Source organism: Pseudoalteromonas sp. JB197 (assembly GCF_002332205.1).
Taxonomy (GTDB): Bacteria; Pseudomonadota; Gammaproteobacteria; order Enterobacterales; family Alteromonadaceae; genus Pseudoalteromonas; species Pseudoalteromonas nigrifaciens.
Genome location: NZ_NRGZ01000002.1, coordinates 63,471 through 76,928, shown reverse-complemented (window position 1 = coordinate 76,928; position 13,458 = coordinate 63,471). Strand labels below are relative to the sequence as shown.

The 13,458-nt window shown below is 39.2% G+C and carries 12 protein-coding genes; 10 read left to right on the top strand and 2 right to left on the bottom strand.

Annotated features, from left to right (window positions below; genetic code table 11):
- Positions 1–536 precede the first annotated feature (536 nt).
- The 10 genes from CIK86_RS15590 (at position 537) to CIK86_RS15545 (ending at position 9,801) form a co-directional block, all read left to right on the top strand.
- Positions 537–1,154, top strand: a complete 618-nt coding sequence (locus CIK86_RS15590) for a LysE family translocator (protein ID WP_086994626.1) — start codon at positions 537–539, stop codon at positions 1,152–1,154.
- Positions 1,155–1,462: 308 nt separating this feature from the next.
- Positions 1,463–2,167 (top strand): hypothetical protein, encoded by a 705-nt coding sequence (locus CIK86_RS15585; RefSeq protein ID WP_086994623.1) that lies wholly within the window; start codon positions 1,463–1,465, stop codon positions 2,165–2,167.
- The gene (locus CIK86_RS15580) at positions 2,167–3,069 is read left to right on the top strand and encodes an LPP20 family lipoprotein (protein ID WP_086994620.1); all 903 of its coding nucleotides are present in this window, start codon (positions 2,167–2,169) and stop codon (positions 3,067–3,069) included. The genes CIK86_RS15585 and CIK86_RS15580 overlap by 1 nt, the downstream gene beginning before the upstream one ends.
- A gap of 8 nt (positions 3,070–3,077) precedes the next feature.
- A complete protein-coding gene (locus tag CIK86_RS15575) occupies positions 3,078–4,202 on the top strand; it encodes a hypothetical protein (RefSeq protein ID WP_086994617.1) in 1,125 nt (374 codons plus the stop codon).
- Complete coding sequence (locus tag CIK86_RS15570) at positions 4,199–5,566, top strand: hypothetical protein (protein WP_086994614.1); 1,368 nt, start codon at positions 4,199–4,201, stop codon at positions 5,564–5,566. The genes CIK86_RS15575 and CIK86_RS15570 overlap by 4 nt, the downstream gene beginning before the upstream one ends.
- Positions 5,567–5,575: 9 nt before the next feature.
- Entirely contained in the window at positions 5,576–6,871 is a 1,296-nt protein-coding gene (locus tag CIK86_RS15565) for a hypothetical protein (protein WP_086994611.1), read from the top strand.
- Positions 6,871–7,584, top strand: coding sequence for a hypothetical protein (locus tag CIK86_RS15560; protein ID WP_086994608.1), 714 nt, complete (start codon positions 6,871–6,873; stop codon positions 7,582–7,584). The genes CIK86_RS15565 and CIK86_RS15560 overlap by 1 nt, the downstream gene beginning before the upstream one ends.
- A gap of 18 nt (positions 7,585–7,602) precedes the next feature.
- Positions 7,603–8,820 carry a murein transglycosylase domain-containing protein gene (locus CIK86_RS15555; RefSeq protein ID WP_086994604.1) on the top strand — a complete coding sequence of 406 codons (1,218 nt, stop codon included), beginning with the start codon at positions 7,603–7,605 and terminating at the stop codon, positions 8,818–8,820.
- 2 nt (positions 8,821–8,822) lie between these two features.
- Positions 8,823–9,392 (top strand): hypothetical protein, encoded by a 570-nt coding sequence (locus tag CIK86_RS15550; protein WP_086994601.1) that lies wholly within the window; start codon positions 8,823–8,825, stop codon positions 9,390–9,392.
- A gap of 160 nt (positions 9,393–9,552) precedes the next feature.
- Entirely contained in the window at positions 9,553–9,801 is a 249-nt protein-coding gene (locus CIK86_RS15545) for a DUF4282 domain-containing protein (RefSeq protein WP_086994598.1), read from the top strand.
- A gap of 228 nt (positions 9,802–10,029) precedes the next feature.
- Here CIK86_RS15545 and CIK86_RS15540 read toward each other — a convergent pair whose 3' ends face one another.
- Complete coding sequence (locus tag CIK86_RS15540) at positions 10,030–12,174, bottom strand: EAL domain-containing protein (protein ID WP_254910719.1); 2,145 nt, start codon at positions 12,172–12,174, stop codon at positions 10,030–10,032.
- 309 nt (positions 12,175–12,483) lie between these two features.
- A complete protein-coding gene (locus CIK86_RS15535) occupies positions 12,484–13,386 on the bottom strand; it encodes a LysR family transcriptional regulator (RefSeq protein WP_086994591.1) in 903 nt (300 codons plus the stop codon).
- Positions 13,387–13,458: the final 72 nt, after the last annotated feature.

The following is a 13,458-nucleotide window of genomic DNA, read 5'->3' as shown; positions in this document are numbered from 1 at the left end:
AAGATCCACTCTAAACCTCACGGCACTTGGGTTAACTTGTAGGCGAGTGGCTTGCCATCGCGCGCACGCAGTGCGAAAAAGTATATTCTCAAGGAGGATAAGAGGGGGCTGCGCTCTAGTGTGAAAACGGACCTCGAGCCGTGGCTAAGGGCTGAGCAATGAACTGCTTTGCTGCTAAAGGGAGCCCGCGTAACGTTTACTAGGCATGGTTAATTTCCTTGTAGACGCGCAGCTTGCTGACATGGAAAAATTAACGTTTTACATAAATTAATCCCAGAATAAGTATTGGCTTTTGCTTCTCATTTCCTTTCATTTACTGCTCTTTATGCAAAAATACTTTTAAATAATGTATCCACAAAGAGGGCGCTTCGCTTTAGAGGAAGAAAAAGGCTTTGAGTATTGGGTCTAGAGCCTAAAGCCTAAAACTGTTCTTTGTTACTTACTGATATCATTTATCTTTCACCTTAGCTCTTTTTCCTTTACCCTTTCGCCTAGAACCTATTACAACTTTGTCTTTAACCCATTACGAGTTTTAAATGATTGATATAACTGTACTCGCGGTATTTATTCCCACCTTCTTTTTTGTTTCGATCACCCCAGGTATGTGTATGACGTTAGCCATGACGCTAGGCATGAGTATTGGCGTGCGGCGCACTTTATGGATGATGCTTGGCGAGCTACTCGGCGTTGCTAGTGTTGCCGTTGCTGCAGTGCTAGGCGTGGCGAGTATTATGCTTAATTATCCTGAGGCGTTTGCTATTTTAAAGTGGGTAGGCGGTGCATACTTAATTTACATTGGTATAAATATGTGGCGTTCTAAAGGAAAAATGTCGGTAAATACCAGCAATGCCACAGCTGTAAGTCGCGAGTCGCTGTTTACGCAAGGCTTTGTAACTGCAATAGCCAACCCAAAAGGCTGGGCGTTTATGATCTCATTACTACCACCATTTATAAGCATTGAACATGACGTAGCCCCGCAACTATTAGTGTTGTTAAGTGTAATAATGGTTACCGAATTTTTAAGTATGTTGGCTTATGCAACAGGTGGAAAAAGCTTACGATTATTTTTAACGCGCGGTAATAACATCCAGTGGATGAATCGCATTGCGGGCAGTTTAATGGTCGCCGTTGGTGTATGGCTGGCTTTGGGGTAGTGCTTTAATAGATTAATTACTCGGCATTACAATATTAAAAAAGTAGTTTTCTTTTGTTATTAGCTCCTAAAATGGGTAAAAAACATTGATTATGTAAAAATGAGCTGAAAGTATTAACCTCAGCTGAACGCCTTGCTGTGGTTACATTTGTTGCTATTTTAATTACAAACAATAAAAGTTTCTTAACTTTCTGTATTGCAATTTGTAACAAATTCGGTAATTCTAACAAAATATTCAAGGAAGAATGAATTAAGTCAACGGCTTAGCTACATGCTTTCTTGCCTTTTAAATGTACAGGAAATTGCCACATGAAAAAAACTATCCTTTCTGCGCTTATTTTTGCTCCTCTTTTTGCTGGCTGTGTGTCTACAGCTGATACTTCTGGTGACTTAGATCGTAACGCTGTTGTTGCTGAGTTATCTACACGCATGGATACACTTGGTTACCAACACCCGGTAGACATTGTGCCAGGCATCAATGAATTTCTAAATGCATCGGCTATGGTGCTTGAGCGCCAATATAAAGTAATGGGTCAGTACCGTACGTCTACTGATAATCATCGTGATGTTCAAGCTTTTTTATATGCATACAAAGATGCAACACCTGAAGAGTTACAAACAGCTATAACTGAATTTGATGCGGGTGCAAAAAATAAAGATGAAAAAATTGGTCATAAAATTGCTGCCTATAACCAAGCAAACGAAAGTATATATCAACAAAACGTCGCACTTGCTACCGACTTAACCGTTGAAGTTGCAAAGTCTGCTTATATTTTATCTCAATATAAAAATGAAGTAGCGATGGCATTAGCGCTAAGTGCTGGCAGTAGTATGATGGGTATGTTTGCTGGTGAGGAAGATGAAGCAGAAAATCCAAAAGATATTGGTGTGGCATTGTTAAAAGCAAAAGATCAGCTTTCGCTAGCATTAGAAGCGAATGAAATTATTGAATTAGAGCAAGCGACTATTTCATCAATTAATGAGTTACAGCTAGAGCTAGAAGCGAAAGGTTAATGAAAACAAGCATTTTTGCCTTTTTATTGGCATTTGCTTGTACAAGCTCAGCGCAAAGCTGGCCTGTTTGGGTAGTTCAATCGCAACAAAGTGATGAATACATTACTGCGGTGGGTATTGGTGAAAGCCGCTTAGCTGCAAAGCAAGCGGCTTTAGCCGAGATTGTAACCCAACTCAGTGTTGATGTGAGCACCCAGCAAACACAGTTGTTGAGCAAGCAAAACAATAAATTAGCCAGCTATTTTGAGCAAGCAACAACACTCAATAGTTTACCGTTTACATTAACGGGGATTGAGCAGTTAAATGCAGTTGCACAAAACAACTTATTTGCTTTAAAAATGGGTGTTAAAAAGTCGGTTATAGTAAAAACGTTAAAATCTGATTTATCGGTACTATCGCGAATTACCCCTCCAGAAAAAAATGCTGAGCAACGTTTTATTTGGGCACTGCAAAATAGTGGTTTACTAAACCAAGCGATAAAAAAGTTAGCAGTTTTGGAGCATTTATCAGGTTCTGAGTTGTTGATTAAATCAACACTGAATAATTTATTAACCGAACAGTCAATTGCACTTAATGCAGTTGCGTGCGATGTGATTGGTGCAATCAGCGCACACGAAATTAAATCTGCTTTAAACGACGCATTACCTCACAGTGGCGACACACAACTATGGCTTCGTCCACAATTACGTTGGCAATACGCGCAAACTACAACTAAACACTCTGCAAAAGCCATTTTATCACTAGCACTAACACGCAGCACTAGCCCTTTTAAAGTGTTATTGCAACACGATTTAAATGCCCAAGAAAGTGCCGCTACGCGTGAAAATGCCAAACAAAAAGTGATTCAAAACTTAGTGCAACAACTTAAAGCGCCTGCTAGCCAATGGCTGTTTGATATTTAGGAATAATAATGAAATTAGTAAAAAAATTAACTCTGTCAGCATTAACACTTGCCTTATTAGCTGGTTGTCAAACAAAGCCTGGCAGCAGTACGCAAGTAGAAAAAGTAAGTAATCGTGCATCGAATGCGGTTGTTGCTAAAAGTGCCTACGACTTTAAAGATCACGATATTACCATTCCTGCCTATTTTGATACTCAAGGGCTAGAGCGTTGCACCTTTGATGTTAATAATGAGGCCGAAAGCTGCCCACTGAAAAAGCCCATAGTACGTATGTATTTTGACTTAGCTCAAGTAGCTGGCAGTGGCATTGGTGTAGATGCAATGCGTGAGTTCGATAATGAAAATTTACTCTTTATGCTCGAAAACCAGTTTGCCGGTATTAGCCGCTTTAGAATTATTACTCGCGATGACGATACAATTTCCAAAGAACAGCAAATATTTTTAGAGCAACAGGGTACAAATGCGGCCGCTAAAAGAGCTGAAGTAAGGGCATTAATGCCAGATTTTATTGTAAAAATAGATTCACTCAGAACACTAAAAACCGAAGGGGGTTACAGCGATTGGGCCAATTACACGCTAGAGCTTACCACTGGGGTGATTAACCCTCAAACACGGGAAAAACTATCGCATCCTAATCTTGGAAAAATCCGCGTTAAGTCAGAAGACGTGCGCGAACGCTCAGAATTGAAGTTTCACCGAGTAAATAATCGTTATGTTGCTGGTTTTCGATTTGATGATAGTGCCCATGTAAATGCAGTAATCAATGATATGGGCTCGCGCGGTATTGATATTTTACTTACCCGTATGCTCAGTGAAATGCCTGCAACAGCACAAGTGTTAGGTATTAAAGGAAATAAAATTAGCCTTGATCGTGGCCAAAATGCCGGGGTATTACCTAACGAAACTATGATTGTTTTTAGTTATGAAGCGGGTTTTGTGGAGCCAATTGGCGTTGCGAGTGTCATGCCTTCTAGTAACAGTGCTCAAGGCGAAATTATCCGCTGGAAAGATTCTGATATTGCAGATGACGTTAAAGGTAAAGCTAAAAATGGTATTTATCGCCCAGCAAAAGGTGCAAAAATATTTGCAGTTTCGGTAGGCACACCAGCTGGATTTTTGGAGAACCGTACATGATCAAAAAGCTTTGCTTATTAGCGTTATGCTCCTTAAGCGTACAAGCACAAGTGGATGTTTTAGCGGATGGAACATTACAAACCCAGGCGTGTGCGTATGGACGAGGTGGCACTGCTATTTCTGGTGCAAAAGCGCAGGCCAGTGCTGAGCTTATAAGTTTTATTAAAGGTAATAAAAGCCTGACAACGCAAAGCGCACAGCAGCATTTAACAACCAATTTAACAGATGATGCCGCCAGTTTATATGAGCAGCAACGCACTACTATGATCGAAGGTTTAAGTGCAGGTGCAGTTCCTTTAAATTACTCAGCGCCAACACTCAGTGGTAACGACACTTGCATGACGGTAAGCCTTAACCCACAAGAATTAGGTGAAATACAAGAGCAAAGCTGGCAACAAGCGACCCAAGATATAAGTGTGACAGTAATAGGTCAAGGCTGGAAAAAAGAAGGTAAAACAGCATTAATTAATGCTGAGCAAGATGCATTACAAAGAGCTGTATCTCAGGTGGTGGGGGTTTGGCTTACGCAGCAACACACGCAATCATCAAGCATGAGTATGAATATTGTTGACGGTAATGAGTCAACCAATATGCAGGAGTTGATTGGCCAGCAGCTTTCTAGTCATAGCGAAGGGTTGGTTAAAGAGTGGCAAACGCTCCAAAGTAAGCAGCTAAAAAATGGTGGCGTAGAAATTACGATAATGGCGGTAGTCGAAAAAGCACCGCTAATTCAGCAGGCATCGCAATTGTTGAGTATGATTGGCTCACCTAGAGTACAAGTAATCGCTCCTGAGCCATTAAAAACAGAGTTAAAAGTTTGGTTGAGTGAGCAAGGTATTGAAGTAGGTGGTGCGGCGAGTTTAGTGATTTATGCACAATCTGATGTTATTAAACGTGGTAATAATCGTCAACTTCGCTTAAGTGTTAATGTGCGAGATTTAGCTGGCAACATTTATGGGAATTGGAAAAACGATCCTTCATTTATGTCTTTGCCTGATGACCCTTACGTAGAAAAAGATTTAATGGCAGTACATTTAGCCAATGAATCGCAGTCAAAAGCACTGCACAGTACGCTTAATACTGCGTTTACTCAAGTTGTTGCAAGAGGCGGATTAGTAAGAGAAGTTCTGTTGCCAAGTAATAAATTAACGCAACCAGAAAAATTGCATGCTGTATTAAGCACTTTAGGTGGTGTAAGCGACGTAGCTATCGATAAGCGCAGTGACTATACAGTTGCAAGCCTTAGATACAAAGGTAATACCGGTGAGCTTGCCCATGCACTTGATCAAGCATTAGCAACGATTACCGCAAAAACACTTTCTAAAATTACAATCGAAAACGACTTTACACTCAGGTACAAATAAGGACAGATGATGAAATTGAAAATATTAACATTAGCAATGGTTTTAGCTATGCCTGCAATTGCAGCTGAAGAATTTAGTTTAACAGACATGATCCCAGCTCGCCCTGGTGCACAAGTAGCTAACGCAGATCAAGCCCAAGTGTCGGGCGATGTAGTGGTTGCAAAAGATACTAATGTAGCGGTAGCTGTTGCCCATCAAGCGCTGATTGATGACGATGAAGACGGCATAAAAATGATTCAAGTAGGCAGTGGTACTGGTATTTTATCAATTGGTAGTGCTAGCTATAACACTTATGACAACATGAATGCGACATTGCTTTCAAAACGAGGCGCTTATAATCAGGCTTATTTAATTGCTAAAAAGCAATTAATAGAAAACATGAAAGGTGTTGAGCACCAATGTAGCAATGTAGTAAGTGCAACAATGGATGTAATAGATACCGGTGTTGAGGGTGTTGCAAACGAGCAAACAAATATGATGGAAGCGTGTAAGGAGTCGGTATCGGGTTCTTTAGCAGGTTTTGTTACTTATGATGTGTACGATAACAATGAAGAAAAAGGAGTACGCGTTAGTTTAATATCGACACCTAAAACACGCTCGCAAATAAAAGGTAATCGTGGTGCAGTTGCTGTGACTACAGAGCCAAATGCTATTTTTCAACAAGTAATTAGTGATGTTAAATCAGGTGTTTTACCGCCGGTTGGCGCAAAAGTGTTAACTAACGCCGATAGCGGAGAAGTAATAGTACTAGGTTATGGTTCGGCAATAATACGTGGTAATAAAAATAATAAAGTGGCACGTAAATTAAAAGGCGCTGCTAAATCACAATCGCAAACGCGTGCACGCTCAGCGCTTTTAGCCACTATGCAAGGAGAGAAAGTATATTGGGAAGGTAGCTTTGACGAAAAGCAAATGGAAGGTACCCAGCAGTTTGAATACGATGATCCTAACCTAAATGATCCACAGCAAGTAAAAGTGCTAGAAGAGGATAGAAATACATTTTTAAACCAATTAAAAATGTCTGATGAATATGCAACATTGTCTAAAGGTAAATTACCACCAGGTGTGAGTGTAAAAAGCTTTGCAAGCGATGACGGCTTTTGGCAGTACAGCGTTGCTGTTTATGCGCCAAGCTTAGAAGCAACGGCACGTCAAGCAGCTAAAGAAATGACAGGCAATAACGGCAATACAGTAAATGGTATGAGTCGTTCAGGTCATAAAATTAAAGCGGTGGGGGGGTTAAACGAAAAAGCGGCTAATCCACAAGGTGCTTCGGGTAAAGTAGCGAGTGAAGAGGAGCTTTAATGCTAGCATCTATTTTAGCGCTTTCGTTGGTGGCTTCGGCCACCTTCGACTCAGAGCAAACAATTGAACAGCAAACTGCTTTTTTTAAAAGTCAGGCTAATGGTCAATACGCCCGAGTTAAGGCGTTAAAATCGAGTGCAAAAAATGCGCTTGAGCAGGCATGTCGTAATGCATTGACCCTGCCTGAGCGCAGTATTATAAAAAGTACCTTAGCTAATAAGCTTAATATTACCTTACCAGAATCGGTGAGTTTTATTGAAGCTGAGGTTACGGGGTATAAGCAAGAAAAACAGCAAGAATGGCTAACCTGTACAGGTATTGTTACCCCTGCTGCTGCAGACATAAACGAGGCAGGTTTAGCAATTAGAGCAGCATGGCAAGTAGGCAAACAGCAAGATAAAAATAACTTGCGTGCATTACTTAAAATAGCAATGGCTCACCCATCGACTATATCTGATGCCGTTGCACTTGTTGCCGACCAATCACCGCAAAGCGAGCGCCTAGCTTACCTAGATAAATACTTAGTAGCCGATGAACTTAAACTTGATGACGCGAAAGTGTCTGTGGCGCAAGTATGGTTTAAAGACATGCGCTACCAACAAGTCATTTCATTAATGCAACAGTGTGAAAGTATTGATTGTAAACGTTTAGGTTTAGCCGCAGAGGCTGAATATGAGCAGCAAAGCGCAGATGATTTAAGCAGCTACTTTTAATTTATAAGGATATAAAAAGTGTACTTGAAAGGTAAATACTTACTAAGGTTAAGTACTATTGCATGCCTTACTTTAAGCTTAAATAGCCTAGCCAAAACAAGTGATGAAGCCGAATTTGAGGCTTTTTTAAAGCAGCGTCAAAGTGAGTTTAGTCAGTACGAACAACAACAAAAGCAAGAGTTTGAAGCGTTTGTGAGTGCCTGGCGTGATGCTGAGAGTGCTTATTTAAAACAAATAACTGCGAAATGGCAAGACCCAAACCTACCTAGCTCAAAAGTGTGGGTCAAATATAGTGACGATTTAAATAAACGCACCAGTGTAAACTTTGAAAGCGGTGAAGTGGTTGTTGAGTTATTAAGTAGCAAAAGCGATGAGCAAGCAGTTGAATATGCAAAAGAGCAGTTAAACGAGCTCTCACAGGTAACCGTAGATAAAACGCTTGCCAAAGATCCAATTTATATTACAGCAAATAACACACTTAACAGTAAAAGCATTATCTCAACAGGCAAGCCCTTAAATAACAAGGTTGAGCAAAGTAAACCACTAACCGCTACTCAATCTAAAAAAGTAGCTGAGCAAACAGTGCTCTCTACAGAAATTGTACAAGAGGTATTAGCTGCAAAGGCTCCTGTAATAACTAAGCAAAAAGATAGGGTGACAATTAGCTACAAATTGCCTGCTAATACGCTTTCAAACCAAGCAAAGCGTTATTTGCCAGAGGTAAAAGTACAAGCTGCGCGTTATAACTTAGAGCCAGCCTTATTGTTAGCCATAATACATACTGAGTCGAGCTTTAACCCACTGGCACGCTCACCTATCCCTGCATTTGGTTTAATGCAAATAGTGCCTACCTCTGCGGGTAAAGATGTAAGTAACTTCTTGCAAGGTAAGCCGTTATTGCTTAGCCCTGAGTATTTATTTAAGGCAGATAATAACGTAGAAGCAGGGAGTACTTATCTGCATATTTTAAGTAATCGCTATTTTAAAAATGTACGTAACGAGCAATCAAGACTGTATATGAGCATAGCCGCATATAATACTGGCCCAGGCAATGTAGCTAAAACTCTCAGCGGCTCAAACTCACTAAATCAGGCAAGTATTGCTGCTAATGCAATGTCGGCAGATAAGATTTATGCCTATATGGTGAATAACTTACCTGCACAAGAAACCCGTAATTATTTACAAAAGGTGGTTAAACGCACCGCATATTATCAAGCACAATTGAAAGGAATTTAAATATGAAAAAGTTATTACCAGTAATCGCCGCTTTGGCGTTAGGTGCGTGTTCAAGTACAGAGAAAACGCAATCAGCACCGCTTGCTAAAAATGATTCAGTACCAAATTGGGTACTTCTACCTGTATCAGATAAAGGTTTAGCTTCTTCGTCATGTGTACCTTGGTCGGGCAGTATGTCTACAGACAGAGCGCAGGCAATTGCAGCAGCGCGTGCAGATTTATCGCAGCAAATACAAGTAAAAGCAAGTGTTATGGACCGTCTATATCAACGTAAAGCGCAAAGTAATGATGAGCTAAATGTAGGTGGTACATTTGAGCAAGTAAGTAAACAAGTTGCAGAGCAAAGTCTTGTTGGCGCTATACCTCAAGAAGTAGCATTTGCACGTTTAGATGGTAAAAAACAACTTTGTACCTTAGTAGTAATGAGCAACACACAAGATACCTTTAATAACCTAGTGGCTAAATCAGGTAAACGTTTAGATCCCGGTTCACGCGAAGCGCTTTACGAAGAGTTCAAAGCGCAAAAAGCAATGAAAGACTTAGAAAAAGAACTCGATAATTTAAATAAGTAACTGCGACACCTAATTTTTAATTTAATAGCGTAATTAGCTTTAATTAAATATACAGCCAGTTAGCTTTATTAAGGCTAGCTAGATAATAACTATGAGGGCTAGTAAGCGCTCATTTTTTGTGAAATAAAAATTTACTGACTATTTTAAAAAGGACTAAAAAATGAAAGATATTTTTTTCTTTGAATCTATGCTGACACCTAAAATCATTACTTTTGTATATTGGTTAATGTTACTAGGTGCTGTAATTTCTGGTGTAAGTACTATGTTTATGCAGTACGGTGGTGGTTTTTGGACTGGGCTTGGTATTATTGTTGGTGGTGTAATTGGCGCTAGAATTTGGTGTGAACTACTTATCGTTTTATTCAAAATTCACGAGAATTTACAAAAAATAGCTAATAAATCAGAATAAAACTTTAACGTGTCACAGTAAGTTTCAGTTAGAAATAAAACCAGACACGTTATTTTATCCAAAAAACTCCGAGAAAACCCATTGTTCGACACGAAGTGGCGTCGATGGGTAGTTTACTTTAACCACTTTGAGGTTCAAAAAGGCCAAAATACATTTGCAAACATAGTTTTAAGTAAATTATTTATAAAGAGGTTAGGGGGGCGCTACGCTTCTTATTCTTTGCTGTTACTAACTGTTAAGCTGTTGTTTTAACCAAGAAATAAACTCAGCTGCGGGCATAGGATAAGCCATATAATAGCCTTGCATACCGGTAATATTAAGTTGTGCGAGTGTTTTAGCTTGCTCTGCGGTTTCAACGCCTTCGGCAATAACATTAAAGCCAAGGTTGTGCGCAAGTGAGATTATAGTACTTACAATGGCAGACCCTCTATTACCTTCATGTATTTTATCAATAAAGCTTTTATCTATTTTTAGCTCATCAACGGGGTAAGTGTGTATATAGGCTAACGATGAATAACCAGTGCCAAAATCATCAATCGAAAACCTAAACCCTTTAGCTTTGAGCTGCTGCATTTGTGCAATATTTTCAGCCATGTCATCTAGTAAAATGCTTTCGGTTATCTCCAGTTTAAATCTTGTAGGAGATATACCAAACGCATCTACAATACTAACAATATTGTTGTATAAGGAATGTGTTATAAATTGGCAGGCGCTAATATTAATAGCAACACAAAATGAATCATGAAGTTGCTGTGTTTGCTCTAGCGTTTTAATTAACATGCAGGCGTCAAACAGTACACTGCTTTGCAATTGATCAATCAGACCAGATTGTTCCGCAACAGGAATAAAGTAGTAGGGTGATATAATGCCTTTTATAGGGTGTATCCAGCGAATTAATGCCTCCGCGGCTATAATATTACCTTGGCAATCAAGTTGCGGCTGAAAGTAAGCCGCAAACTGCTTTTCTTTTATTGCAGTTATAATGTCGCTTTCTAGCTGTAAACGTAAGTCTAATTCGTGTTGCAGTGCCGGAGCGTAAAACGCAAAACGATGGCCGCCAAATTTTTTGGCGCTATACATAGCTGTATCGGCCCGCTTTAGTACATCGTTGCTTGTTGTGTCTGGGCCTTCAATAAAACTAATGCCAATACTGACGGTAATTTTATAACTACAGTTGTTTATTTTAAATGGGTTTTTGAAGCAGTCGAGTATTTGCTTGGCACACACTATTGCCTGGCTTTGTGCATTGTTTTTATTACTACTTAGGTGCTTAGGTAAAATTACAAATTCATCGCCACCAATTCGCGCAATAATACCTGCATTTTTAATAACGGTTTTTAACCGCATAGCAACTTCTAGTAAAACCTCGTCACCGATAACATGGCCTAATGAATCATTAATGCGCTTAAAGTCATTTAAATCTAAAAACAATAGAGTGCCAAATGAAAGCTGCTTTTTAGATTCGCTGATCATCAATTCAAGCGTGTCGGTTAGCATGCGGCGATTAGGCAATGTGGTTAATGGGTCGTAAAACACCAACTTTTTAACTTGCTCTTCAGCAAGTTTACGCTCGGTAATGTCGCGTATCATCCATAAAACATGTTTTTTATTTGGCTCATCAAGTAGGTAGTTATTAATAACTGATGTTCTAGCTTCAAAAATATGTCGGTTACCCATACAATTAAGTTCGTACTCGTACAGCTGTACTTGCTCTGTTTTCAGTGTTTTAGTAATGATAGAGATTTCTTTATTAGGATCACCTAATGGCAGTGAGCTTATGCGTTGCTCATTACTTAAGCTATTACATTGTAGCTCGTTGCTAGCACCATAACTTTCAATATACCGCGCTTGCTCATCAAAAATGATTCCTAAATCGGGGATCACTTCAATAAATGCTTTTAACTTATCGTTAGAACGTTGTAGCTCTAAACTAAGTGCTTTTTCTCTTGCGACAGAGCGCGCTTTTTCTATTGCTAGGCCCGATAAATGAGTAAAGCGTTCAATAAGCTTTAAATCCAATGCGGTTGGTGCGTTTGGATGGGTGTAATAAACGGCAAAACTACCGAGCACTTTGTTGTCTGAGGAAAAAATAGGAGTAGGCCAACACGCTTGCAAACCATGTGCTAATGCAATAGTTTTATAATTAGCCCAAAGTGGGCTAGTAGCTATGTTACTAACAATAACTTGTTGCTCTGTGTACACTGCAGTGCCACATGAGCCTACATTATCTCCAATTGTAACACCGTCTATTGCTTGGCAATATTCAGAAGAGAGTTTAGGCGCAGCACCGTGGCGAAGTTGGTTGCCCTCTAGAGTTAAAATCGAGCTTTTAGCATTTTTAGAGTCAATTATTGCTTCAATTTTCTCGCAGATAGTATGCAGGCACAGGTGTATTCTACACCTAATGCGATCTGCTCTATAATCTGTTGTTGGGCTGCAAATAATGCTGAATGTTGTGCTGGAGTCACTCAGAAAAGTTCCTAAATAATAGTTAATGTGTCTGAGCGCATAGCATTAATAAAAACGAGAAATTTATTTTATATTAATTAAGCAGCACCTTATTGATATTGTAAACATTATCTAATTTAACTCAATACTAGAGTCGAATAAAATTTAAACTCTTTTCGTTTTTATTTTTAACTGGCTGTTATCATTTGTTATATATAACAACAATGCTCATTGTTATAAGTGGTGCTTAGTGCCTAAGGTGACTTCAGCGAAGTGCTTTTTTAAAATATCAAGTAACGCATAAGTCTTTGCAGCAATAAAATCTCGTTTTGGCGTTACTGCATACACAGTGTAGTTTGAACGTTGCCAGTCTTTATGAAGTTGCTTTAACTCTTTGTTTTTAATGCGTTCGCGCACTTCTGGCTCTGGTAGCATTGCATAACCTAATCCATCGCATACTAATTGAATAACTGATTGCATATTATTTACTTTTATACGCGGAGCATTAAGTGTGTATGGTGCGCTGTTTGGCTTAAATAATTGATAGTTTAAATGGCTGTGAGCTATATGAACGTACTGGTTTAATTGTTCAATACATTGATCATTTTTTGCTAAAGGGTGTGTCGCATTAACACAAAGAGCATAAGGCCATTGGGCTAATTTTCGGGCTATTAAGTTTGAGTCGTTAAGTGGGCCAATACACAATGCTAAGTCGGCTCCTTCTTTAAGCATATCAATAGGTTCATCTGTTAAAATTAGTTCTATGTTTAATTTTGGATGTAGCTCTATTAAGCGTTTTAATGGCTCAGAAAGTAACCCAGCGCCAAAGCCAACAGGGGCAACTAATTTAAGTTTGCCACTTGGTATACCGGTTAAATACTGTAGTTTTTGTTTAGTCTGCTCTGCTGTTTGCAGCAGCTTTTTACAGCTTTGATAATAAATATCACCCGCTTCAGTTAAGCTTAATGATCGTGGACTACGATTGAATAAGTTTAACCCAACCTCTTGTTCTAATGTTTTAATTTGCTGACTTACAGCAGAAGTAGTCATGCCTAATTGTTTAGCAGCTAAGCTCATACTGTTTGTTTCTACTATGCGCACAAACATAGTTAAAGAGCGTGTTAACTTGATATTCATAGTAATTAAGTTTTCCTTAATTTAATTATTAGCATACTTATATTGCTCGGCAATGCACTTACCCTTAATATC